This window comes from Leifsonia sp. T36S-04 (genome assembly GCF_042465655.1).
Taxonomy (GTDB): domain Bacteria; phylum Actinomycetota; class Actinomycetes; order Actinomycetales; family Microbacteriaceae; genus Leifsonia.
Genome location: NZ_CP146286.1, coordinates 2,605,936 through 2,629,175 on the forward strand (window position 1 = coordinate 2,605,936; position 23,240 = coordinate 2,629,175).

Annotated in this window: 22 protein-coding genes; 12 read left to right on the top strand and 10 right to left on the bottom strand. The window is 70.2% G+C overall.

Annotated features, from left to right (window positions below):
- Positions 1–131: 131 nt before the first annotated feature.
- Positions 132–1,133: a LacI family DNA-binding transcriptional regulator gene (locus P3F85_RS12630; RefSeq protein ID WP_374007966.1), complete on the bottom strand. Its 1,002-nt coding sequence runs from the start codon at positions 1,131–1,133 to the stop codon at positions 132–134.
- A 110-nt stretch (positions 1,134–1,243) separates the two neighbouring features.
- On the opposite strand from P3F85_RS12630, the gene P3F85_RS12635 reads away from it, so the two are divergent.
- From P3F85_RS12635 to xylB, 6 genes are all read left to right on the top strand, one after another.
- A complete protein-coding gene (locus P3F85_RS12635) occupies positions 1,244–2,533 on the top strand; it encodes an extracellular solute-binding protein (protein WP_374007967.1) in 1,290 nt (429 codons plus the stop codon).
- 49 nt (positions 2,534–2,582) lie between these two features.
- The gene (locus P3F85_RS12640) at positions 2,583–3,584 is read left to right on the top strand and encodes a carbohydrate ABC transporter permease (RefSeq protein WP_374010931.1); all 1,002 of its coding nucleotides are present in this window, start codon (positions 2,583–2,585) and stop codon (positions 3,582–3,584) included.
- A complete protein-coding gene (locus tag P3F85_RS12645; protein ID WP_374007969.1) occupies positions 3,581–4,477 on the top strand; it encodes a carbohydrate ABC transporter permease in 897 nt (298 codons plus the stop codon). Before P3F85_RS12640 ends, P3F85_RS12645 begins: the two co-directional genes overlap by 4 nt.
- Before the next feature lie 30 nt (positions 4,478–4,507).
- Positions 4,508–6,832: a beta-glucosidase gene (locus tag P3F85_RS12650; protein WP_374007971.1), complete on the top strand. Its 2,325-nt coding sequence runs from the start codon at positions 4,508–4,510 to the stop codon at positions 6,830–6,832.
- Between the two features lie 76 nt (positions 6,833–6,908).
- On the top strand, positions 6,909–8,099 hold the full coding sequence (gene xylA, locus P3F85_RS12655) for a xylose isomerase (RefSeq protein WP_374007972.1): 1,191 nt from the start codon (positions 6,909–6,911) through the stop codon (positions 8,097–8,099).
- 84 nt (positions 8,100–8,183) lie between these two features.
- Entirely contained in the window at positions 8,184–9,635 is a 1,452-nt protein-coding gene (xylB, locus tag P3F85_RS12660; protein ID WP_374007974.1) for a xylulokinase, read from the top strand.
- A gap of 100 nt (positions 9,636–9,735) precedes the next feature.
- Here xylB and P3F85_RS12665 read toward each other — a convergent pair whose 3' ends face one another.
- Positions 9,736–10,230: a gluconokinase gene (locus P3F85_RS12665; protein WP_374007975.1), complete on the bottom strand. Its 495-nt coding sequence runs from the start codon at positions 10,228–10,230 to the stop codon at positions 9,736–9,738.
- Positions 10,227–11,648, bottom strand: coding sequence for a GntP family permease (locus P3F85_RS12670; RefSeq protein WP_374007977.1), 1,422 nt, complete (start codon positions 11,646–11,648; stop codon positions 10,227–10,229). Before P3F85_RS12670 ends, P3F85_RS12665 begins: the two co-directional genes overlap by 4 nt.
- Before the next feature lie 141 nt (positions 11,649–11,789).
- Between P3F85_RS12670 and P3F85_RS12675 the strand changes: the two genes are divergently transcribed.
- A complete protein-coding gene (locus P3F85_RS12675) occupies positions 11,790–12,482 on the top strand; it encodes a FadR/GntR family transcriptional regulator (RefSeq protein WP_374007979.1) in 693 nt (230 codons plus the stop codon).
- Here P3F85_RS12675 and P3F85_RS12680 read toward each other — a convergent pair.
- Complete coding sequence (locus tag P3F85_RS12680; RefSeq protein WP_374007981.1) at positions 12,479–13,870, bottom strand: MFS transporter; 1,392 nt, start codon at positions 13,868–13,870, stop codon at positions 12,479–12,481. The two genes, P3F85_RS12675 and P3F85_RS12680, sit on opposite strands and share 4 nt — an antisense overlap.
- Before the next feature lie 22 nt (positions 13,871–13,892).
- Positions 13,893–15,236: an APC family permease gene (locus P3F85_RS12685; protein WP_374007983.1), complete on the bottom strand. Its 1,344-nt coding sequence runs from the start codon at positions 15,234–15,236 to the stop codon at positions 13,893–13,895.
- 121 nt (positions 15,237–15,357) lie between these two features.
- On the opposite strand from P3F85_RS12685, the gene P3F85_RS12690 reads away from it, so the two are divergent.
- The 3 genes from P3F85_RS12690 (at position 15,358) to P3F85_RS12700 (ending at position 17,479) form a co-directional block, all read left to right on the top strand.
- Positions 15,358–16,944, top strand: coding sequence for a Na+/H+ antiporter (locus P3F85_RS12690; RefSeq protein ID WP_374007984.1), 1,587 nt, complete (start codon positions 15,358–15,360; stop codon positions 16,942–16,944).
- A 73-nt stretch (positions 16,945–17,017) separates the two neighbouring features.
- Positions 17,018–17,179, top strand: coding sequence for a hypothetical protein (locus P3F85_RS12695; RefSeq protein ID WP_374007985.1), 162 nt, complete (start codon positions 17,018–17,020; stop codon positions 17,177–17,179).
- Between the two features lie 93 nt (positions 17,180–17,272).
- The gene (locus P3F85_RS12700; RefSeq protein WP_374007987.1) at positions 17,273–17,479 is read left to right on the top strand and encodes a hypothetical protein; all 207 of its coding nucleotides are present in this window, start codon (positions 17,273–17,275) and stop codon (positions 17,477–17,479) included.
- A gap of 99 nt (positions 17,480–17,578) precedes the next feature.
- Here P3F85_RS12700 and P3F85_RS12705 read toward each other — a convergent pair whose 3' ends face one another.
- Together P3F85_RS12705 and P3F85_RS12710 are read right to left on the bottom strand one after the other, a co-directional pair.
- Positions 17,579–17,848 carry a hypothetical protein gene (locus P3F85_RS12705; RefSeq protein WP_374007990.1) on the bottom strand — a complete coding sequence of 90 codons (270 nt, stop codon included), beginning with the start codon at positions 17,846–17,848 and terminating at the stop codon, positions 17,579–17,581.
- Between the two features lie 61 nt (positions 17,849–17,909).
- Complete coding sequence (locus P3F85_RS12710; protein ID WP_374007992.1) at positions 17,910–19,019, bottom strand: glutamate--cysteine ligase; 1,110 nt, start codon at positions 19,017–19,019, stop codon at positions 17,910–17,912.
- A 221-nt stretch (positions 19,020–19,240) separates the two neighbouring features.
- Between P3F85_RS12710 and P3F85_RS12715 the strand changes: the two genes are divergently transcribed.
- The gene (locus P3F85_RS12715) at positions 19,241–19,498 is read left to right on the top strand and encodes a hypothetical protein (protein ID WP_374007993.1); all 258 of its coding nucleotides are present in this window, start codon (positions 19,241–19,243) and stop codon (positions 19,496–19,498) included.
- Positions 19,499–19,516: 18 nt separating this feature from the next.
- On the opposite strand, the gene P3F85_RS12720 is transcribed toward P3F85_RS12715, so the two are convergent.
- The 3 genes from P3F85_RS12720 to P3F85_RS12730 are packed head-to-tail and all read right to left on the bottom strand — an operon-like array spanning position 19,517 to position 22,486.
- Positions 19,517–19,936, bottom strand: a complete 420-nt coding sequence (locus tag P3F85_RS12720) for a VOC family protein (protein ID WP_374007995.1) — start codon at positions 19,934–19,936, stop codon at positions 19,517–19,519.
- Between the two features lie 19 nt (positions 19,937–19,955).
- Positions 19,956–21,101 carry a cystathionine gamma-synthase gene (locus P3F85_RS12725; RefSeq protein WP_374007997.1) on the bottom strand — a complete coding sequence of 382 codons (1,146 nt, stop codon included), beginning with the start codon at positions 21,099–21,101 and terminating at the stop codon, positions 19,956–19,958.
- A 20-nt stretch (positions 21,102–21,121) separates the two neighbouring features.
- A complete protein-coding gene (locus tag P3F85_RS12730; protein WP_374007999.1) occupies positions 21,122–22,486 on the bottom strand; it encodes a cystathionine beta-synthase in 1,365 nt (454 codons plus the stop codon).
- A 65-nt stretch (positions 22,487–22,551) separates the two neighbouring features.
- On the opposite strand from P3F85_RS12730, the gene P3F85_RS12735 reads away from it, so the two are divergent.
- The gene (locus tag P3F85_RS12735; protein WP_374008001.1) at positions 22,552–23,223 is read left to right on the top strand and encodes a metal-dependent transcriptional regulator; all 672 of its coding nucleotides are present in this window, start codon (positions 22,552–22,554) and stop codon (positions 23,221–23,223) included.
- Positions 23,224–23,240: the final 17 nt, after the last annotated feature.

A 23,240-nucleotide genomic window follows, 5' to 3' on the forward strand; every position in this document is an offset into this window, starting at 1 on the left:
GCATAACCGCGATTTGCGCCAAATCGCGCCGGTGCCGGTTGCGGCGAGCGCCGATTCGTGACGAATGGTCGCTTCGGAGAGTGCAGAGCGACGATTCGTGACGAATCGGAGCGCCTTGGAGGCGACAAGGGTCAGGCGGGGGGCGGAGCCGTCGTGCCGCGCCGGACCAGCCGGGTCGGGAGGCGCAAGTGCGTGCGATCGGGCGTCTCGCCACCCATGAGCGCGATCAGGAGGTCGGCCGCCGCCGCGCCGAGGCCCTGCATCGGCTGGCGCACGGTGGTCAGGGGCGGGCTGTACTGGGACGCCTCCGGGACGTCGTCGAAGCCGATCACCGAGAGGTCGCGCGGGACGTCCAGGCCGATCTCGGCCGCCACCTCCATCACCGCGATCGCCGAGATGTCGTTGGCGGCGAACACCGCAGTGGGCCGGTCGGGACGGGTCAGCAGCGGCAGCGCCACCTCACGGACGGTGTTGTGCTCGTAGCGCCCGACCGCGACGAGCGACGGGTCGAACGGGATGCCGGCCTCGCTCAGCCCGCGGCGGTAGCCCGCGTCGCGCAGGCTGGAGGAGCGCAGGTCGGGGCGTCCGGCGACGTACGCGATCCGCCGGTGGCCCAGCCCGATCAGGAAGGCGATGGCGTTGCGCGCGCCACCGAAGCTGTCCGACTCCACGGTGGGGACGTCGGCGCGGCCGGTGTGCGGATCGATCGCCACCAGCGGCACGTCGGCGTTCGCGTTCACCACCGTCGGGGTGACCATGATCGCGCCGTCGATGAGGGTTCCGCTGAGCCGGCTGAGCGACCGCCGCTCCCATCCCTCGCTCGACGGCTGGCGGGATCCGCTGTAGGCGAGGAGGTCGTACCGCGAGTCGTGGAGCGCAGCACCGACGCCTTTCAGGATCTCGGCGGAGAATGGCTCGAAGTCGGCGACCAGCACGCCGATCACGCCGGTCCGGCGGGATCGCATGCTGCTCGCGACCAGGCTGGACTCGTAGCCGAGCTCCTGCACGACCCGCAGCACCCGCTCCACGGTGTCGACCGCGACACCGTAGCGACCATTGACCGCTTTCGAGACCGTGGCGACACTGACGCCGGCCGCTTCGGCCACATCATTGATCGTCGGACGCCGTCCCATGCCGCCAGAGCCTATCGTAGAAAAGGTTTTCGAAAACGTTTGACACCGTAGAAGCGTCGAGCGACACTTCGAACGTCCCCACCTCAACGAAGAGAACAGGTTGGAATCACATGAAAGGCACCAAGCTCCTTACTGGGGCCGCCGTCGTGATGGCCGGCGCGCTCGCCCTCACCGGGTGCAGCGGCGGCTCCGACAGCTCGAGCAGCAACGGCAAGGTCAGCATGACCCTCTGGCAGAACTCCACGACCGGTCCCGGTCAGGCGTTCTGGAAGAATGCGGTCGCTGCGTTCGAGAAGGCGAACCCCAACGTCACCATCAAGGTCCAGTCCATCCAGAACGAAGATCTGGACGGCAAACTGCAGACCGCACTCAACTCCGGCGACGCACCCGACATCTTCCTGCAGCGAGGCGGCGGAAAGATGGCGGCCATGGTCAACGCCGGTCAGTTGATGGACATCACCGGCAAGGTGTCGTCCGAGACCAAGAAGAACATCTCCGAGGGATCCTTCAAAGCGGAGACCTACCAGGACAAGGTGTGGGCGATGCCCATCGCCGTGCTGCCGGGCGGGCTCTTCCACAGCCAGGACCTGTTCACGGCCGCCGGCATCACCGAGGCGCCGAAGACGATCGACGACCTCAACGCCGACGTCACGAAGCTGAAGGCCACCGGGGTCGCCCCGATCGCCCTCGGTGCGAAGGACGCCTGGCCCGCCGCTCACTGGTTCTACTGGTTCGCTCTCCGCGAGTGCGCCGGTTCGACCATGGAGAAGACGGCCGACTCCAAGTCGTTCAGCGACGGATGCTGGCTGAAGGCCGCTGAGGACCTGCAGAAGTTCTCGGACACCAAGCCCTTCAACGACGGCTTCCTCACCACCTCCGCTCAGCAGGGCGCAGGCAGCTCGGCCGGCCTCGTCGCGAACCACAAGGCCGCGATGGAGCTCATGGGCGCCTGGGACCCGGGAGTGATCGCGTCCCTGACCCCGGACCAGAAGCCGCTGCCCGACCTGGGCTTCTATCCCTTCCCCGAGGTTCCCGGTGGCAAGGGTGAGCCCGGCGCCATCATGGGTGGCGTCGACGGGTACTCCTGCTCGGTCAAGGCCCCCAAGGAGTGCGCCGACTTCCTGAACTTCGTCGCCACCACGGACCAGCAGGAGGCCTACTACAAGGCCTTCAACGCCCCGCCGGTGAACTCAGAGGCGCAGAAGGTCGTCACCGAGCCCTACCTGAAGGATGTGCTGGCCGCCTACAACAAGGCCCCGTACGTCTCGCAGTGGCTCGACACGGTCCTCGGCCAGAACGTCGGCAACGCGCTGAACGTCGCGGTCGTCGACATGCTGGCGGGCAAGAGCGACCCGAAGCAGCTCATCCAGGCGGCCAACGACGCTGCCAAGAAGGGCTGAGGGGTCTGAGCTCGTGAGCAACACCCGCGAGACCACGCCCGTCGGCGCAGTGCCGCCGTCGGACCTCGCGCAGCACGACGGGAGCGGCGCAGTCGCGTCGCTCCCGTCGGGGCCGCGCCGCCGCAACCGCACCGGCTGGGCGATGCGCCTGGAGATCGCGCTGCTGGCCGGTCCTGCAGCGCTCATCTTCCTCGCCTTCGTGATCTTCCCGGTCGTGATCGCTGCCTACTACGGCTTCTTCCGCTGGCAGGGATACGGCCCCGCGACCGACTTCATCGGTCTTCAGAACTACATCACCATCCTCCAGGACTCGGCCTTCCAGCAGGCCCTCTGGCACAACGCCCTGATCGTCATCGGCTCGATCGTTCTCCAGGGCCCCGTGGCCATCCTGCTGGCGCTGCTGCTCAACCGGAAGATGCGCGGGCAGTCCGTCATCCGCGTCCTCATCTTCGTCCCGTATGTCATCGCGGAAGTCGTCGTCGGCACCGGGTGGAGCCTGCTGCTCGCCACGAACGGCGCGCTCAACGGCATGCTCAAGAACCTGGGCCTGAACTTCCTGGTCCACGACTGGCTGTCGGATCCGAGCATCGCGATCTGGACGCTGCTGGCGATCCTGACCTGGAAGTACGTCGGCTTCGCCGTCATCCTCTTCCTCGCAGGACTCCAGGGCATCCCGGAGGAGCTGTACGAGGCGGCCGCGCTCGATGGCGCGTCCTACTGGCAGATCCAGCGACGGATCGCTCTGCCGCTGCTCGGCCCGACCCTCCGGATCTGGGCGTTCCTGTCGATCATCGGAGCGCTCCAGCTCTTCGACCTCGTCTACATCATCTGGGGCCAGTACGTGGCCTCCACCGCCGGCACCTCGACCATGGCGACCTACATGGTCGCCAATGGACGCAACGCCGGCAACTTCGGCTACGGAAACGCCGTCGCCGTCGTGATCTTCCTGATCTCCCTGATCGTCGCGCTGTTCTACCAGCGGTTCGTGCTCCGTCGCGACACCGCCGGCGCGATCACGGGTGACAGGCGCACCGGAAGGAAGAACCGATGAGCGCGTTGATCGTCATCCCCGACGCCCCGGACGCGCCGGGAGTCCTCGAGGCGCCGAGCAAGCAGAAGGCGAAGGGGCTCCCGTGGGGGTCGCCGACCGTGTACTTCGTCGCTCTCATCGTCGTCGCACTGATGCTCGCCCCGATCCTCTACATCGTGATCGGCGGCTTCCGCACCAACTCGCAGATCACCGTCGACCCCGCCGGGTTCCCCAATCCGTGGAACATCCAGAACTACCTCGGGGTGCTGACTGGCGGCGTCTTCTGGCAGGAGGTGCTCAACTCCACCATCGTGGCGGTCGTCACCACCGTCGGCGTGATCGTTCTCGGCCTGATGGCGAGCTACGTGCTCGCCCGGTACAGCTTCCGCGGACGCGGCGCGCTCTACGCCCTGTTCGCCGCCGGCCTGATGTTCCCGATCACGGTGGCCATCACGCCGCTGTACATCGTGGTGCGCAACCTGGGGCTGATGAACTCGCTGGGCGGCGTCATCCTGCCCCAGATCGCGTTCGCACTGCCGACCACGATCATCATCCTGGTCCCGTTCCTTCGGGCCATCCCGGATGAGATCCAGGAGGCGGCATTCATCGACGGCTGCAGCCGGCTCGGATTCTTCTGGCGGATGGTGCTTCGGCTCTCGCTGCCCGGCGTGATCACCGTGGGCATCCTGGCCTTCATCGCCAGCTGGAACAGCTATCTGCTGCCTCTGTTCCTCCTCAACAACGAGGCGACCTTCACGTTGCCGCTCGGGGTGCAGGCGTTCTCGTCGCAGTACTCCGTCGACACCGCGAAGGTGCTGGCATTCACCTCTCTCTCCATGATCCCGGCGCTGGTGTTCTTCAGCATCTTCGAGCGCCGCATCGTCGGCGGCCTGACCGGCGCCGTCAAGGGCTGACGCCCGACCACCAAGAAGTGTGAGATCGACATGACCGAATCCCTCCCGCGCCCTTCTGCGCCTTCCGAGCGGGTCCGCGGGCTCCTCGCCGACATGACTCTGGAGGAGAAGCTGGCCCAGCTGGTGGGCTTCTGGGTCGACAAGGGCGACGAACTGGTCGCCCCGATGGCCGGCGAGATGGGCAACCCCGGAGCGTACGCGGATGCCACCACGCACGGTCTCGGTCAGCTCACCCGCGTCTACGGGACCCGCCCGGTCGACCCGGCGAAACGCGCCGAGTGGCTGTGGACGGAGCAGCGGCGACTGAAGAACGAGACCCGCCTGGGCATTCCGGCGCTCGTGCACGAGGAGTGCCTCACGGGGCTCGCCGCGTGGAAGGCGGCGTCGTTCCCGACGCCCCTCGCCTGGGGCGCGTCCTTCGACCCGGAGCTCGTGGAGGAGATGGCCGGACTGATCGGCCGGTCGATGCGCGAGCTCGGCATCCACCAGGGCCTCGCCCCTGTGCTCGACGTGATCCGCGACCCGCGCTGGGGCCGGGTGGACGAGTGCATCGCCGAAGACCCATACGTCGTCGGAACGCTCGGCACGGCATACGTGCGCGGGCTGCAGGGCGCCGGCGTCCACGCGACGCTGAAGCACTTCGTCGGCTATTCCGCCTCGCAGGCCGGACGTAACCACGCGCCCGTGCACGCCGGACCGCGCGAGGTGCGGGACACGCTCCTGCAGCCGTTCGAGATGGCGGTCCGGGATGGCGGGGTGCGGTCGGTCATGAACTCCTACGCCGAGATCGACGGCGTCCCGGTCGCCGCGAGCCCCGAGTATCTGACGGGCGTCCTGCGCGACGAGTGGGGCTTCGACGGGACGGTGGTCTCCGACTACTTCTCGGTCGCGTTCCTGAACACGATGCACGGCGTCGCGGCCGATCTCGGCGAAGCGGCCGCTCTGGCGCTGGCGGCCGGGATCGACGTGGAACTGCCGACCGGGGACGCGTTCCTCGAGCCGCTCGCCGCTCGCATCCGCTCGGGCGAGACCGACGAGGCGCTCGTCGACCGCGCCGTGCTGCGGGTGCTGGCGCAGAAGGAGGAGCTCGGACTGCTGGACGAGACCTTCGACGCGCCGCCCACCTCCATCGACCTGGACTCGCCCGCCCACCGGGATGTCGCCCTGCGGCTGGCCGAGGAGTCGCTCGTACTGCTCACCAACGACGGGACGCTGCCGCTGGAGTCTGCGCCCGCGCGGATCGCCGTGCTCGGCCCGAATGCGGACGTCGCGGAGGCCCTGATGGGCTGCTACTCGTTCGCCAACCACGTGCTCGCGCACCACCCCGACGTGCCGCTCGGGTTCGAGCTGCCGTCGGTGCTGGAGGCCGTGCGTGAGGAGTTCACGGCCGCGACCGTCACCCACGAGCGCGGCTGCGACGTCGAGGGCGACGACCGCTCCGGCATCCCGGCCGCCACGGCAGCGGCGAGCGCCGCTGATGTCGCCGTGGTCGTCGTCGGCGACCGCGCCGGGCTGTTCGGCCGCGGAACAGTCGGCGAGGGCAACGACGTCGAGAGTCTCGAGCTCCCGGGCATCCAGCGGGAGCTGGTGGAGCGGGTCGTCGCGACCGGAACGCCCGTGGTGCTGGTCGTACTGTCGGGCCGGCCGTACGCGATCGGCTGGGCGGTGGAGGGCGTGACCGCTCCCGCCGCCGTGCTTCAGGCGTTCTTCCCGGGCGAGGAGGGCGGACGGGCGATCGCTGCGGCGCTGTCCGGCCGGGTGTCGCCGTCCGGCCATCTGCCGGTCTCCCTCCCCCGCTCCGCCGGCGCGCAGCCGTACTCGTACCTGCACCCGGTTCTCGGCGGACCGAACGAGATCACGAGCGCCGACAGCACCCCGGTGCTCCCGTTCGGCTTCGGGCTTTCGTACACCACCTTCGAGCGCTCGGAGCTCACGGTGGATGACGACGTGCCCGCGGGCGGCGCGTTCGCGGCGAGCGTCCGCATCCGCAACACGGGCGATCGCGCGGGAACCGACCTGGTGCAGCTGTACGCACGGGATGTGCACGCCAGCGTCACCCGTCCGGTCGCCCAGCTGCTCGGCTACCGCCGGGTCGAACTGCAGCCGGGCGAGGAGGTCGTCGTCTGTTTCACGGTTCCGACCACGCGCCTGGCGTTCTCCGACCCGTCGCTGCGCCGCGTCGTGGAGCCGGGTGCCGTCGAGGTCTGGGTGGGACCCTCCTGCGACGATCGCGAGACCTCGGCAGCACTCGAGATCACCGGGCCGGTCCACCTCGTCACCGCGGCGGACGCCCGCCTGGTGACGTCGGAGGTCGAAGCGGCTACCGTGAGCGCTGTCTACACCGACGCTCGCTGAGCACTCGCGCCGCGCCCTCGTGTGCGGTATAAGTTTATTGGAACAACAAATCATCAACGAAGCTGAAGGAACATCCATGAGCCTCACCCCCACCCGCGCCGACAAGTTCTCGTTCGGACTGTGGACCATCGGCTACAACGGCACCGACCCGTTCGGCGGCCCGACCCGCCCCCAGCTCGACGTGGTCGAGGCAGTGCACAAGCTCGACGAGCTCGGCGCCTACGGCCTCACCTTCCACGACGACGACCTCTTCGCATTCGGCTCCAACGACGCCGAGCGCCAGAAGCAGATCGACCGCCTGAAGCAGGCGCTCTCGGACACCGGCATCATCGTGCCGATGGTGACGACGAACCTGTTCAGCGCGCCCGTCTTCAAGGACGGCGGCTTCACCTCCAACGACCGCGCGGTGCGCCGCTTCGCTCTCCGCAAGGTGCTGCGCAACCTCGACCTGGCCGCAGAGCTCGGCGCCAAGACGTTCGTCATGTGGGGCGGTCGCGAGGGCGCGGAGTACGACGCCGCGAAGGACATCCGGGCCGCCCTGGAGCGCTACCGCGAGGCCGTCAACTTGCTCGGCGACTACGTCACCGACAAGGGCTACGACATCCGCTTCGCCATCGAGCCGAAGCCGAACGAGCCGCGCGGCGACATCCTGCTGCCGACTCTCGGTCACGCGCTCGCCTTCATCGAGACGCTCGAGCGTCCCGAGCTCGTCGGTGTGAACCCTGAGGTCGGGCACGAGCAGATGGCGGGGCTGAACTTCGCCGCGGGGATCGCGCAGGCCCTGTACCAGGGCAAGCTTTACCACATCGACCTCAACGGCCAGCGCGGCATCAAGTACGACCAGGACCTCGTCTTCGGTCACGGCGACCTGCAGAACGCGTTCGCGCTCGTCGACCTGCTCGAGAACGGCGGCCCCAACGGAGGACCGGCGTACGACGGCCCGCGCCACTTCGACTACAAGCCGTCCCGCACCGAGGACATCACCGGCGTCTGGGACTCGGCGGCCGCGAACATGCGCACCTACCTGCTTCTGAAGGAGCGCGCTCAGGCCTTCCGCGCCGACCCCGAGGTGCAGGAGGCTCTCGAGGCGTCGCGTGTGCCGGAGCTGTCGCGTCCCACGCTGAACGACGGCGAGAGCTACGACGACCTGCTCGCCGACCGCGGTGCGTTCGAGGACTTCCAGCCCGACGAATACTTCGGCGGCAAGGGCTTCGGCTTCGTCCGGCTGCAGCAGCTGGCGCTCGAGCACCTGCTCGGCGCTCGCTGACCCTCCCTCAGGTGCACGTGGTGGTCGCTATCCCGATCGGATAGCGACCACTACGTGCACGTCGATCGTTCGAAAGGATGCGGCGTGACACTGGTTGCGGGAGTCGACTCGTCGACGCAGAGTTGCAAGGTGGTCGTGCGCGACCTGGAGACCGGTGCACTGGTGCGGTCGGGGCGCGCGGCGCACCCCGACGGGACCGAGGTGGACCCCGCCGCGTGGTGGGCCGCGCTGCAGGAGGCCCTCGCGGACGCGGGCGGGCTCGACGATGTGGAGGCCATCTCGATCGCCGGCCAGCAGCACGGAATGGTGGTGCTGGATGCAGAGGGCCGCGTCATCCGCGACGCCCTGCTCTGGAACGACACCCGCTCGGCGCAGGCGGCCCGCGACCTGATCGCGGACGTCGGTGCGGACGAGTACGCGGCGCGCGTCGGAGTGGTGCCGGTGGCCTCGTTCACCGCCACGAAGCTGCGCTGGCTGCGGGATGCGGAGCCGGCGAACGCCGCACGGGTCGCGGCCGTCGCCCTTCCCCACGACTGGCTGACCTGGCGCCTGCGCGGCTACGGACCCGCGGGCGAGAGCGAACTCGGCCCGGACCTGGAGGCGCTGACCACCGACCGCTCCGACGCGAGCGGGACCGCCTACTGGAGCGCAGGGACGGGGTCGTACGACCTCGACCTGTTCGAGCGGGCGCTCGGGCGGCCGGGACGTGAGGCGGGGTCGGGCGAGACGTCGGCCGGGCAGGGGGCCGCGGACGCCGTGGTGCTCCCCCGTGTGCTCGGTCCGTCGCAGGCCGCCGGCCGCACGCCATCGGGTGTGCTCGTCGGACCCGGAGCCGGCGATAACGCCGGTGCGGCCCTCGGCCTCGGTGCGGCGGACGGCGACGTGGTCGTGTCCATCGGCACCTCCGGCACGGTGTTCGCGGTGACGGACCGCCCTGTCGCCGACCCCTCCGGCACAGTCGCGGGCTTCGCGGATGCGTCGGGAGTCTCGCTCCCCTTGATCGCGACGCTCAACGCAGCGCGCGTGCTCGGTTCCATCGCGGGGCTGCTCGGAGTCGACTTCGACCGGCTGTCCGAGCTCGCGTTGGACGCGTCGCCGGGGTCCGACGGCGTGGTGCTCGTCCCGTACTTCGAGGGCGAGCGGACGCCGAACCTCCCCGATGCGAAGGCCAGCATCCACGGTCTGACTCTCGCCTCGACCATCCCTGCGAACCTGGCGCGGGCCGCGATCGAGGGGATGCTGTGCGGGCTGGCCGACGGCCTCGACGCCGTGCGCTCGGTCGGTGTGCGCGAGCGGCGCATCCTGCTCATCGGGGGTGCGGCCCAGAATCCGGCCGTCGCCCAGGTGGCCGCGCAGGTGTTCGACGCGCCGGTCGAGGTTCCTGCGCCGGGCGAGTACGTGGCCGACGGCGGCGCCGTCCAGGCGGCCTGGGCGCTCACCGGCACCCGTCCCTCGTGGACCGTCGAGACCTCCGCCGCTCTCCCCCGCGACACGCAGCCCCTCATCCGCGCCCAGTACGCCGCCGCCCGCGTCTGACCCCTCCCGCTCGCTGGCAGCCGTCGAGCACAGGAAAAGTGCGCCCGCGGACGGCGTGTCTCGCGCAACTTTCCTGTGCTCGGCGGCCAGGGGGCGGGGGTCAGAGGGCGGAGGCCGCGCGCTCGGCGAGGGCGGCGGGCGGGGCCGCGATGTCCAGGGTGAGGTGACGCTCGCTGGGGGCGAGCGGCTCCAGGAGGTCGAGCTGCGACTGCAGCATCCCCGCCTTCATGAAGTGGTGCTCGCGCGCCGCCAGCCGTTCGGCGAGCAGCGCGGGCGACCCGGTCAGGTGCAGGAACAGCACGTCGTCCCGTCGCAGCACGTCGCGATACCGGCGCGCGAGAGCCGAGCACGTGATCACGACCGAGCGGCCGGCGGCCAGCCGCCCGTCCATCCAGGCGGCGATGGCGGCCAGCCAGGGCGCGCGGTCCTCGTCGGTGAGCGGCGTTCCCGCGCCCATCCGCTCGACGTTCGCCGCGGGGTGCAGGCCGTCGCCCTCCAGCAGCTCCCAGCCGAGACGTTCAGCGAGCAGGGAAGCGACCGTGGACTTGCCGCATCCCGCGACGCCCATCACGACGACCGCGCGCACCGGGGTCACCCGAGGCCGCCGACGAAGAGGCTCAGGATCAGCACACCGGCCAGCCCGACGAGCGAGACCAGGCATTCGAGTACGGTCCAGCTCTTCAGGGTCTGCGGGATGCTGAGGCCGAGGTACTCCTTCACCAGCCAGAAGCCGGCGTCGTTGACGTGGGACAGGAAGACCGACCCGGCACCGATCGCCAGCACCATCAGCGACACCATGGGCACCGACAGGTGCTCCGTGAGCGGCAGCAGGATTCCGGCTGCAGTGACCGTCGCGACGGTCGCCGAACCGGTGGCGATGCGGATGAGCGCCGCGACCGTCCACGCCAGCAGCAGCACCACGATTCCGGACGCTCCGGTCGCCCAGCCGGCGATGACCTGCCCGATGCCGGTGTCGACGAGCACCTGCTTGAAACCACCACCGGCGCCGACGATCAGCAGGATGCCCGCGATCGGGGGGAGCGAAGCGCTGAGGCTGGTCTGAATGGCCTTGCGGTCCATCCCGCCGCCGACGCCGAGGAGCAGCAGCCCCGCCAGCACGGCGACGGTCAGTGCGATGACCGGCGTTCCGAGGAAGTCGAGCACGACCTTCCAGACGGGCGCCGCCGTCGGCGACACGATGTCGGCGAGGGCCTTGCCGAGCATCAGGACGACCGGGAGCAGGATGCTGACGAGCGCGGCCGCGAAGGAGGGCCGGCGACGGGAGGCGTCGTCGCCCTCTTCGGCGACGAACAGGTCAGGGACGCCGACCGGAACCCACTTCGCGGCCAGGCGGCTGAACACCGGACCTGCGATGGCGATGGTCGGGATGGCGACGAGCACGCCGAAGGCGAGGGTCAGGCCGAGGTTCGCGCCGAGTGCGCCGATGGCGACGAGCGGTCCGGGGTGCGGCGGGACGAGCCCGTGCATCGCGGAGAGTCCGGCGATGGTCGGCAGCGCGATCCGCATCAGCGGCAGCCCCGAACGGCGCGTCACGAGGATGATGACCGGCATGAGCAGCACCAGCCCGACCTCGAAGAACATGGGGAGGCCGATGATCGCGCCGACCGCGCCCATCGTCCAGGGCAGCATGCGCGCACTCGTCCGCGACACCAGGGTGTCGACGATGCGGTCGGCGCCGCCGGAGTCGGCGAGGAGCTTGCCGTACATCGCGCCGAGGCCGATCAGGACTCCGACGCTGCCCATCGTGTTGCCGAAACCGGTGATGAAGCTGCCGATCGCCACATCCGCCGCCATGCCGCCGGCCAGACCCGCGACGAGCGAGCCGAGGAGCAGCGAGAGGAAGGGGTGGAGTTTGAGCCAGGTGATGAGGACCACGATCACCGCGATCCCGGCGACGGCTGCCACGATGAGCTGGCCTTCGGGCGCGGTTGGTGTGGGGGCGGGCGCGGGGGCCGCGGCTGCGGCGAGGCCCGCGAGTAGTGCTGTGTTCATGAACATCCTTGGTCGTGAGGGGTAGGGCACGAACACTCTAGGAATAAGTCAGATTTATGTCTAATCGACACGGCAAATGACGGGCGTATACCGACAATGCATCGAATTGACCGGACGAGTCCCCGGCCCCGATAATGAAGCGTGTCCCCGCCACCGTCCGGCTCCCTGCACGAGCAGGCCCTCGCCTCTCTCGGCGCTCGCATCGTCGCTGGAGAGATCGCGGTGGGAACCGTCCTGACCCCGGAACGACTGGGCATCTCGCGCACAGTGCTCCGCGAATGCATCCGGGTGCTGGAGTCGCTGGGCCTCGTTCAGGCTCGGCGACGGCGTGGCACGGTCGTCCTGCCGGAAGCGGCATGGCAGGCCCTGGATCCGCGCATCCTGAACTGGAGGCTCGCCGGCCCCGACCGGTTGGCGGCGCTGGGCGATCTCAGCGAGTTGCGGCTCGCCGTCGAGCCCGTCGCCGCGCGGCTTGCCAGTGCGCGCGCCACACCCGCTCAGTGCGGGGAGCTGACCGCGGCGATCGTCGGAATGGCGGCCACGCAGCGGTCAGCCGATCGGGAGGAGTACCTGGCGCACGACCGCGACTTCCATCGGGTCCTGCTGGAGGCGTCCGGGAACCCCCTCTTCGCAGCGCTCAGCAGCGCGGTGGCGGAGGCGCTGAACGGGAGGACCATCCACTCACTGATGCCCGATACCGCCAATCCGGAAGCCATCCGGCTGCACGAGGAGGTGGCCGCGGCGGTGCGCAGAGGCGACGCCGCTGCCGCGGAGCACGCGATGCGGCGGATCGTCGAAGAGGCCGACAGCGCCGTTCAGCGCCCCGCGCGCTAGCTCCGACGGAGCCGCGGACCGACCACCCACGCGAGTGCGCACAGCACTCCGGAGACGGCGAAGGCCCCGACGAACGGCCACCCGCCGCCGGCGTCGCTCAGCGCACCGAAGATGATCGCCGTCGCCGCGAGCGCGATGGCCGAGCCCGTCGCGTCCGAGATCGACAGGGCCGAACTGTTGAAACCCTGATCGTCCGGCGTCGAGTACTCGAGGGTCAGCACCCCGAGCCTCGGGTACAGGATGCCCATCCCGGCCCCGGCGAAGGCCCATGCGGCGACCGCGACGAAGGGACTCAGGTGCCAGACGGCGAGTGCGATCAGCCCGGCTAGCGCGATCGTCAGCCCGAGCGCGCCCCACCGCGCGGCCGCTCGGTTCGTGATGCGCGGGAAGTGGCCCTGCACCCACGACGCCGCTGACCAGGTGAGGCCGGCCGCCGTCAGCGCGAGGCCTGCCACCGCGGCCGACAGCCCGTACTCCGTCACCATGATCAGCGGGACGTACACCTCGGAGGCGAAGAACGTTCCCGCCACCAGGGCCCGGAGCAGGATGACGCTCGGCAGCCCCCGACGTGCGAGCAGCGTCCCGGGTGGCACCAACGGCCGGATCGCGAAGGTGGCGAGCGCTGCGGCCAGAAGCGGCGCGATCCATTGGACCGGTCCGGTCGCCGCGGCAGCGAGCGTGAGGGCAAGGACCGCCCCGGCGAGCAGTGCGGCCCAGAGCAGTCGCGCGGGCCGGAACGGCGCCGGGGCGGTCGGCGCTTCGAGCACCCCGCGCATCACGGGCACCACCATCAGCATCGCGAGCACCGTCAGACCGACCACGCCGAGGAACACCCACCGCCAGCCCACGGTCTCGGCGAGCACACCGGCGATGAAGGGCCCGATCAGCGACGGGATCACCCACGCCGCGGCGAATCCGGCGAAGATGCGTGGATGCAGCCGCGGCGGGTACACCCGCGCCACGATCACGTACAGGACGACGGTGAGGGCTCCGCCGCCCAGCCCGTGGACGAGCCGCCCCAGCACGAAGACTCCCATCGTCGGCGCCGTGCCCGCGATGAGCAGTCCCGCCATGAAGAGGGCGACCGATGCGACGAGGGCGGTCCGGGGGTTGCTCCGGTCGGTCCACGCGCCGGCCGACACCATTCCGACCACGCTGATCGCGAGGGGACCGGCGAAGGCGAACGCGTACAGCGCCGCTCCCTCGAGCTCGCGACTCACACCGGGCATGATCGTCGTCACGGCGAGCGCCTCGAAGGCGGCCAGGGTGATGAGCAGGCACATCCCGATGCTGGTCCACCGGAACTGCGGGCTCAGGACTCCGCCGGCCGCCGCTCGATCGACGGATGCGGCCCCGGTGGACGCCGAGTCCAGGTCGCGCGAACTCATGACGACCAGCCTAGGCCGCGGTTCACCGGGGCACTCGTGGCGCCGGCCGGCGGGCGAACCGGGTCAGCATCCCGACACCGAGCGCCACGAGCGCAACGGCCGCGGGGAACACGAGGTGCCATCCGGCGAGGATGAGGAGGCCGGCGGCGAGCACGCACGAGAGCAGCGCCATCCACCAGCCGAGCGAGCGCAGGGGCAGCAGCCGCAGTGCCGAGGCGACCCCCAGCCCGTAGACGGCGGCGGCGAAGCTGGTCTGGATGAGGATGAACGGCTGCAGATCGCCGCTCGCCAGGACGACGACCGAGTACGCCGCCATCACCACCGTCGACAGGAGCAGCCCGCGACGGGCCACCGCACCGTTCTCGACTCCCCGGCCGAACCACGCGGGCAGGTCGCCGTCGCGCCCCATCGCCGCGCCGAGCTTGCTGAACGCCGCCAGGTACGCGTTGAACACGCCGGTGACGACGATCGCCGCGATGACGGCGACGACGACACCGCCGCTCGGCCCTGTTCCCACCCGAACCAGCTCGAGCAGCGGGACCGCAGTCGACGCCGCCTCGTCGCCGAGCACCAGGACCGTGACCGTCTGGATGGCGAGATAGGCGACCGACACGATGATCAGCGCCAGGGCGGTGGCGCGCGGGATGTCACGCCGGGGATCACGGAACTCCCCGCCGATGCCGGCAACCGCCTCCCACCCCGCGAACGCCCAGATGTACAGGCTCATCGCCAGGCCGACCCCGGCCCAGCCGTGCGGGAGCAGTGGCTGAAGATGCGCGGGCTGTCCGTGCGGCGCCGCGACGGCCAGGACGAACACCAGCACGGCCACCAGCGCTCCCGACAGCACGAGTTGCACCGACGCGGCGAACCGGACGCCGAAGGACGTGACAGCGATCGGGACCACCATGAGACCCACCGCGATGAGCGTGGTGCCCGCCGCATCCCCGCCTATCACCGCCACGACGTAGCGCGCGGTCATCAGCGCGGCGATCGGAGCGCCGATCGGCGTCCCGAAGAAGAACCAGTACCCGATGACGCGCCCGGCATCGGGCCCGAACGCCCGGCGGGCGAACGTCGCAACTCCTCCTGCATCCGGATGCCGTCGGGAGAGGGCGGCGAAGGTAGCGGCCAGCGGCACGGAGATCACTGCCAGCGCGGCGACCGCGACGATCGCGCCCGGCCCCGCGGCCGCCGCCGCCAGAGAAGGCAGCACCAGGATGCCGGTCCCCAGCACGGCGGCGACGTAGAGCGCGGTACCACCGGCAACACCGATGCGTCCGTGCGGCGTGGAGGCCGGCACCCGCGGGTCGGGACGCTCGGGCTCCGGACCGTGGGCGCGCGTGGTCGAGGGCCCGCGTTCCGTCATGATCCCATGATGGCGTGGACCGCCGACACTCCGCGAGGCGACGGGCTCCTGCAGACTTTCACTCCCCTGCCGGTTACGCCGTGTCCCGAGTCGCGGGAGGATGTGGAGTGGAGGAGGCTGCGTGCTCGCACTGGAACTGCTGGTGGTGATCGGCGTGACGACACTGCTGTCCCGGGTGCTCGCACGCCGGATCGGCGTCGCCCAACCGCTGCTGCTGGTCGCCTTCGGCGTCGTCATGGGACTGATCCCGCTCTTCCGACACATCGAATTGGCGCCGGAAGTCGTCCTCTTCCTGTTCCTCCCGGCCATCCTCTACTGGGAGAGCCTCACCACCTCCCTGCGTGAGATCAAGTCGAACCTGCGCAGCATCATCCTGATGAGCACCGGCCTGGTCGTGCTCACCGCCGCAGCCGTGGCCGTGCTGGCCCACGCCCTCGGGCTCCCGTGGGGGCCCGCCTGGGTGCTCGGAGCAGCGATCGCCCCGACGGACGCAACAGCGGTGTCGTCGTTCACGCACTCGCTCCCCCGCCGCAACGTCACCATCCTGCGCGCGGAGAGCCTGGTCAACGACGGGACGGCCCTCGTGCTGTGGTCGATCGCGGTCGGCTTCACGGTCGGGGATGCGGACGTCAGCCTCGGTGCGGTGACGGCTACGTTCCTGTTCGCGTACCTCGCCGCCGCCGCGATCGGAGCGCTCGTCGCCTGGGTGGCGATCATCACGCGAAAACGCCTCCGCGATGCGATCACCCAGAACATCGCGATGCTGCTCACGCCGTTCACCGCCTACCTGATCGCGGAGCTGGTCCATGCCTCCGGCGTGCTCGCGGTGGTCGTTGCCGGCCTCATCATCAGCCAGGCGGGTCCCCGGATCGGCGTCGCGGAGGGGCGGAGACAGTCCGACGCGTTCTGGTCGTTCTCGACGTTCCTCCTGAATGCGAGCCTGTTCGTGCTCGTCGGGATCGAGCTCCCCCGGTCGGTCGGCGAGCTGGCGACCCGGGACCTCGGGATGGGACTCGTCGCCATCGTCGGCGTCACCGTCGTGATCGTGGCGGTGCGGTTCGTGTTCCAGTTCGCGACGGTGTTCCTCATCCGCCTGCTCGACCGGAGGCCGGAGCAGAAGGCGCGCCGCATGAGCAACCGCTGGCGCATCGTCAGCAGTCTCTCCGGCTTCCGCGGGGCCGTCTCCCTCGCCGCCGCTCTGGCCGTGCCGGCGACCGTCGGATCCGGGCAGCCGTTCCCGGGCCGCGACTTCATCGTCTTCGTGACCACCGGCGTGATCATCGTCACCCTCGTCGTGCAGGGGCTGCTGCTCCCGACACTGGTGCGCTGGGCGCGCCTCCCCTCGGACGAGTCGGTCGGCCACGAACTGCGCCTCGCCGAGACGAACGCCACCCGCGCGGCGCTCGACGAGCTGCCGGAGTTGGTGCGACGGCTCGGCGTCGACCCGGAGATCGGGGAGCGGGTCCAGAACGAGTTCGAGGAGCACCTGGAGCTGCTCGAGGCCGAGGACGAGTCGAAGGACGGCGAGGACGCCGTCGAGCGCAGCCGCCAGGACACCGAACTGAGACTCGCCCTGCTGCGCTGCAAGCGCGAGGAGGTGGTGCGGCTACGCGACGAGGGCGACATCGACGACATCGTGCTCCGGGATGTGCAGCGCCGGCTCGACGTGGAGGAGGTGCGGCTCACCGGCCGCGAGCCCGGCGAGTGAGGGGCACGGCACTGTCCGCGGTGCCGTCGGCCGTCTACCATCGCGCTCAGAGCATCCAAGAAAGGGGTGTGCCATGACAGACGCGCGGGAGAACTGGCCGGAGACGCCGTCCGGCGAGCCGATCGACGTCGACGCGATCGCCGAGGGCGGCGACGAAGGACCGTACGACGCCGACGGCGTCTTCGAACCGGAGCACGACGAGTTCGATCCGCTGGAGGACGACAGCGGCAGCTGATCCCCTCGGCTTCGCTGCCCCCGGCCTCTTGTCCCCCGACCCTGTACCCCGATACAGTCGGTCTCAGGCAGGCAGCACAGGGAGGGGTGCAGCGTGACGACATTCGAAGCAGCGATCGGGAACGTTCCGAAGCCGGGGCAGGACGTCCACCTCGTGAAGTGGACGCGCTCGGCGGACGGCTGGACGAGCGAGACCTTGCTGTGCACCTACGTGGCGTGCACACCGGAGTCCTGGATCGTCGACTCGCGGGGCGAGCAGGTGGCGCTCGCTCGGGCCGAATGGTCCCAGTTCGCCTTCTGAGCCCTCGCCTTTCCTACGATTTGCGCCAAATCGTGGTTATGACGGCGCCAGAACCGCGATTTGGCGCAAATCGTGACGACGGTGGGGGCGCGGGAGGGGTCAGAGGCCCGCGCGGCCGGCGAGGATCTCGACGGCGGTCCGCCAGTCGCGCGCTGGGAGGCCCTCTCCCGCATCCTCCTCGCCCGGGAACAGCGCCACGAACCCGGGCCAGAGCCCGTCGGTGGCGTGCACCTCCTCGATGAGCCCGAGGTACTCGCCGCCGTAGTACACCTCCCACGCCGCCGTCGCGGTCGGGCTGTACATGAGCGTCAGCGGCAGCGAGCCGTACGTGTAGACGGCGTGCTGATGCGCAAGCTCCTTCTCCGTCATGACCGCAGAATAGGCGCGATCCTGCGCGCGGGGAAGAGCGGGTGACGCGCCGTGTCGACGGTCAGGCGACGACCTGGTCGTCGTCCTCCGACTGCTCGTGCGTTGACGTCACGGCGAGGGCGACGACGTCGCGCATCCGGCCCCGGCGGGCGAAGGCGGCGCGCTGCCGGCCGGCCCCTCCACCGGTCGTCTGGATGCGCGCGACGCCGCGTCGCACCAGCGCGAGATCGCCGTTCGCTTCCAGGGCGGCGGAGGTGTGCTCGAGCAGGGCCTGCACCGCATCCACGGCGGACACCTCCCGCCAGGTGACGGGATGCGGAAGCGAGCCCGTCACTCCGGTGAGCGCCGCCTGCCACTCGGCCAGCCTGAGAGCTGCGGACGGTACCGCCGCCGGAGCCACCCCGGCCTGCCACTCCGCGATCGCCGTGTCGACCAGCGCGCGGACGATCGCCGCGATCACCGCGGCATCCCGTGCGTCGAGGCAGACATCGGCGACGCGCACCTCGACGGTGGGATGCTTCCGCGAGACGCGGGCATCCAGGTACAGCATCCCCGTGTCGAGGATCACGCCGGTGTCGACGAGGAACTTCTCGAACCGGTCGTACGCCTCGACCGACCCGAAGACGTCGGTCGGTCCGGCGCTCTGCCACTGGTGCCACGCCACGAACCGGTAGCTGGCATGCCCCGTGTCCGCACCCCCGTAGAACGGCGAGTTGGCGCTCAGGGCGAGCAGGGTCGGTAGCCAGGTGCGGATGCGGTCGAGGGCGGCGACGCCCTCCTCGCGGGAGTCGATGCCGACGTGAACGTGGAAGCCACAAACGAGCGTGCCGCGAGCGGTGAGCCCGTAGCGCTCGATCATCGTGGCGTAGCGCGGGTCCTCCGTCACGTGGGGACGCAGCCGCATCGGCGACATGGCGACCGCGATCGCTCGCGCTCCGTGACGCTGCGCGAGCCCGTCGGCGAGCTCTCTGCCCGCGACGATGTCGAGCAGCAGTTCGCTCGCGAGGAGCTGCGGACGTGTCTGCGTCTCGATCATCTCCTGCTGGATCTCGGCGCTGACCGACGGTCCGTCGACCTCCGGCGCGGCGGCGAGCACCAACGGCGCCACCGGCGATGCCACCCCGCGCGCATCGACCAGGAGGAGCTCCTCCTCCACCCCGAAAGTCCTCACCCCTCAACTATCGGTGGCCGATGCCGGGGGGACAATACCCAGTCAGCCGTGAATCTGCTGCGCGACGAGTGCCGCATTCCCGCGGCTCTGTTGCAGCGAATCGCCCCTGATCTGCAGGATCCTGCCACATATCTTTGGCAGCCTGCCGGACTTCCGCTATAACTGACTCTGCGACGCAACGAATCGTCGCCGCGTCACCGCCGCGAAGCTGAGGAGTAGCCATGTGGGATACGACGGTCAGAGTCCCGTTCGACGCCTCACTGCTGACCGGCCGCAGCGACGCCGTCGGGCGCTCCCGTCTGCTCGACCTCATCGCCGTCAGTCCCGGCATCACCGTGGACGAGCTGCACGGGATGGGTCTCCCCGGTCTCTTCGCCGACCTGCGGGCCCTGCACCGGGCGGGTCTCATCCGCACGGACGCGACGCCGCCGCGGTTCTTCGAGCGCGCGACCCGCGTGTACGCGGCGCCGGCCGGCTGACCGTCACACGCGGGTCCCTCAGCCGATCGTGAGCGTGCCGTCGTCCGCCAGCGACCAGCCGGGGTTGAACGCCACCTCCCAGACGTGACCGTCCGGGTCGGCGAAGTACCCGGAGTATCCGCCCCAGAACACCCGCTCGGCCGGCTTCAGGATGCGCGCACCCGCCGCCGCGGCCTGCGCGAGCACCGTGTCGACGTCGGCCTCCGAGCGTTGGTTCGATGCCAGGGTGATCCCGCTGAAGCTCCCGTCGATCGGCTGGCGCGCATCCTCGGCCAGGTCGTCCCGGCCGAAGAGGGCGAACGCCATCCCGGGCAGCTGGTAGAAGACGACGCCTCCCGGTGAGTCCGCCGGGCGCCACCCCAGGCCGTCCTCGTAGAAGGCGCGCGAGCGAGCGAGGTCGGCGACCCCGAGCGTGATCAGACTGATCCGTTGGTCCATGCGCCGAGGGTAGCGCCGACTACCGACCGAGCGCCTGCTCCACGTCCTCCAGCAGGTCCTCGACGTCTTCGATGCCGACCGACAGCCGCACGATGTTGTCGGGCACTTCGAGGGCGGTGCCACGGACCGACGCGTGCGTCATCTCTGAGGGGTACCCGATCAGCGACTCGACGCCGCCGAGCGACTCGGCGAGCTGGAACACGCGTGTGGACTCGGCGAACCGGCGGGCGGCCGGCGCGCCTCCCGAGAGCGCGACGGACAGCATCCCGCCGAAGCCGCTCATCTGGCGAGCGGCGAGCTCGTGGCCCGGGTGGTCCGGCAGCCCGGGGTAGAAGACCCTCTCGACGCCCGCGTGGCCGACCAGGGCCTCGGCGATCGCCTGCGCGTTCGCGGTGTGCTGACGTACCCGCACCGCGAGCGTCTTGATCCCGCGCACGGTGAGCCACGCATCCATCGGCGACGACACCGCGCCGGCGGCGAACTGGATGAACTGCGCCTTCTGCGCCAGCTCGTCATCCGCGAAGACGAGGGCACCGCCGATCACGTCGGAGTGCCCGCCGAGGTACTTGGTGGTGGAGTGCACGACCACGTCCGCACCGAACGACAGCGGCTGCTGCAGCGCCGGGGAGGCGAAGGTGTTGTCGACCACCACGACCGCGCCGACGGCGTGACCGAGCTCGACGAGTGCCGCGATGTCGCTGATCTTCATCAGCGGGTTGCTGGGCGTCTCGATCCACAGCATCCGGGTGCCGTCGGTGCCGAGGGCCGTGCGCACCGCATCCAGATCCGCCAGGTCGACCGTGGTGTTCCGGATGCCCCACTCGCTGTGGATGCGGTCGATCAGCCGGTGGGTGCCGCCGTAGGCGTCGTTGCCCAGGACGATGTGGTCGCCGGGCCGGAGCACCGCGCGCAGCAGCGCGTCCTCCGCCGCGAGCCCCGAAGCGAACGACAGGGCGCGGACTCCGCCCTCGAGGGAGGCGAGGAGCGTCTCGAGCGAGGTACGGGTCGGATTCCCGCCGCGGCCGTACTCGTAGCCGTTGCGCAGGCCGCCGATGCCGTCCTGGACGAACGTCGAGGTCTGGTAGATGGGCGGGATGATGGCGCCGGTCGTGGGGTCGAACTCCTGACCCTCGTGGATGGCGCGCGTGGCGAAGCCGTCAGTCATTGTGTCGTATCTCTCGTGGGTCAGTCGCTGAAGTAGTTGAGGAGGTCCTGCCGGGTGAGGACCGCGACGGGCTTGCCGCCGTCGGTCACCAGCAGCGCACTCGCGGCGGCGAGCGCCGCCCGTGCGGCGGAGACCGACTCATTCACGCCGATGAGCGGCAGGGGCTCGCCGAGGTGCTTGCCGACCGAGTCGCTCATCTCGGCGTGACCGCTGAACACGGCATCCACCAGCGACCGCTCATCGAGGGCGCCCGCGACCTCGCCCATGACGACCGGCGGCTCGGCGGTGAGGACCACCAGCTGCGAGACACCGTACGTGTTCATGGTCTGGATGGCGTCGCGCACCGTCTCCGCCGGGTGCGTGTGCACCAGGTCGGGCAGGTCGCCGCGCTTCGTCTTGACGATGTCGTGCACGGTGGATTCTTCCGGCACGTCGCTGAAGCCATACGACTGCATCCACCGGTCGTTGAAGATCTTGGCCAGGTAGCCGCGGCCGCCGTCGGGCAGGATCACCACGACGATGTCGTCGGGACCGAGCCCCTTCGCAGCCTCCAGCGCCGCGACGACCGCCATGCCGCTCGAACCGCCGACGAGGATGCCCTCCTCGCGGGCGAGCCGGCGCGTCATGCGGAAGGCGTCGGCGTCGCTCACGGCGATCACCTCGTCCACGACGGCGGGGTCGTACGCCCCTGGCCAGAAGTCCTCGCCGACGCCCTCGACCAGGTAGGGACGGCCGGTGCCGCCCGAGTAGACGGAGCCCTCCGGGTCCGCTCCCACGATCCGGACGCGCCCCCCGGAGACCTCCTTGAGGTACCGTCCGGTGCCGGTGATCGTGCCTCCGGTGCCGACACCCGCCACCAGGTGGGTGATGCGGCCGTCCGTGTCGCGCCAGATCTCGGGACCCGTCGTCTCGTAGTGGCTGCGCGGCCCGTTCGGGTTGAAGTACTGGTTGGGCTTGAACGCCCCCGGGATCTCGGCCGCGAGACGGTCGGACACCGAGTAGTAGGAGTCGGGATGGTCGGGCGGCACCGACGTCGGCGTCACCACCACCTCCGCTCCGTAGGCGGTGAGGACGTTGATCTTGTCCTCCCCCACCTTGTCGGGGAGGACGAACACGCACCGGTAGCCGCGTTGCTGCGCGACGAGGGCGAGTCCGACGCCGGTGTTGCCGCTCGTCGGTTCCACGATGGTGCCGCCGGGCTTCAAGAGCCCGTCCTGCTCCGCAGCGTCGATGATGCGGGAGGCGATGCGGTCCTTCGACGAACCTCCGGGGTTCAGGTACTCGAGTTTGACGAGCACCGTCGCCGCGATCCCGTCGGTCAGCCTGTTGAGCTTCACGAGCGGGGTGTCGCCGACCAAGTCGATGATGGTCTGTGCGTACTTCACCCGACCCACCTTAACAGCGGGAGCTGTGCGGGACGAGTCCGTGACGGCCGCCCTAGAATCGCCCCATGCCCGTGTCCGAGCTGTCGTCCGTCGCGCAGGACTACCTGAAGATCATCTGGTCGGCGACCGAATGGTCGGACGAGCCGGTCACGGTGAAGCAGCTGTCCGAGCGGATGGGCGTGCGGGCGGCGACCGTATCCGACGGCGTCCGGCGCCTCGCCGACCGGGGCCTGGTCGTGCACGAACGATACGGCGGCGTCGGACTGACGGAGGAGGGCCGGCGGCACGCGGTCGCGATGGTCCGGCGGCACCGGCTCATCGAGACGTTCCTCGTGGAGCAGCTCGGCTACGGCTGGGACGAGGTGCACGACGAGGCCGAGGTGCTGGAGCACGCCGTCTCGGACGACCTGGTCGAGCGCATGGACCGCCGCCTGGGCTTCCCATCGCGCGACCCGCACGGCGACCCGATCCCCACCGCGGATGGCACCCCACGCCGCCCGGATGCCGTGCCTCTGCTCTCGGCCGCTCCCGGAGCCGACCTCTCCGTGGTGCGCATCTCGGACGCCGACCCCGCCGTCCTCCGCTTCCTGGCCGACCACGGCATCGGGCTGGACACGCGGCTCAGCACACGGGAACACGACGCCACCGCGACCGGCCTGACCGTGACCGTCGGTGGCGCGCCGGTCGTCCTCAGCGCCGACGCCGCCTCCGCCCTCTGGGTCGCCGCGTCGTCCTGACGCCCTCGCGGCCCGGC

Bases quoted from the DNA above. Each gene is read 5' to 3' on its own strand.
- P3F85_RS12630 (WP_374007966.1), bottom strand. From the start codon at position 1,133: ATGGGACGGCGTCCGACGATCAATGATGTGGCCGAAGCGGCCGGCGTC.
- P3F85_RS12635 (WP_374007967.1), top strand. From the start codon at position 1,244: ATGAAAGGCACCAAGCTCCTTACTGGGGCCGCCGTCGTGATGGCCGGC.
- P3F85_RS12645 (WP_374007969.1), top strand. From the start codon at position 3,581: ATGAGCGCGTTGATCGTCATCCCCGACGCCCCGGACGCGCCGGGAGTC.
- P3F85_RS12650 (WP_374007971.1), top strand. From the start codon at position 4,508: ATGACCGAATCCCTCCCGCGCCCTTCTGCGCCTTCCGAGCGGGTCCGC.
- xylA (WP_374007972.1), top strand. From the start codon at position 6,909: ATGAGCCTCACCCCCACCCGCGCCGACAAGTTCTCGTTCGGACTGTGG.
- P3F85_RS12670 (WP_374007977.1), bottom strand. From the start codon at position 11,648: ATGAACACAGCACTACTCGCGGGCCTCGCCGCAGCCGCGGCCCCCGCG.
- P3F85_RS12680 (WP_374007981.1), bottom strand. From the start codon at position 13,870: ATGAGTTCGCGCGACCTGGACTCGGCGTCCACCGGGGCCGCATCCGTC.
- P3F85_RS12685 (WP_374007983.1), bottom strand. From the start codon at position 15,236: ATGACGGAACGCGGGCCCTCGACCACGCGCGCCCACGGTCCGGAGCCC.
- P3F85_RS12695 (WP_374007985.1), top strand. From the start codon at position 17,018: ATGACAGACGCGCGGGAGAACTGGCCGGAGACGCCGTCCGGCGAGCCG.
- P3F85_RS12705 (WP_374007990.1), bottom strand. From the start codon at position 17,848: ATGACGGAGAAGGAGCTTGCGCATCAGCACGCCGTCTACACGTACGGC.
- P3F85_RS12715 (WP_374007993.1), top strand. From the start codon at position 19,241: ATGTGGGATACGACGGTCAGAGTCCCGTTCGACGCCTCACTGCTGACC.
- P3F85_RS12720 (WP_374007995.1), bottom strand. From the start codon at position 19,936: ATGGACCAACGGATCAGTCTGATCACGCTCGGGGTCGCCGACCTCGCT.
- P3F85_RS12725 (WP_374007997.1), bottom strand. From the start codon at position 21,101: ATGACTGACGGCTTCGCCACGCGCGCCATCCACGAGGGTCAGGAGTTC.
- P3F85_RS12735 (WP_374008001.1), top strand. From the start codon at position 22,552: ATGCCCGTGTCCGAGCTGTCGTCCGTCGCGCAGGACTACCTGAAGATC.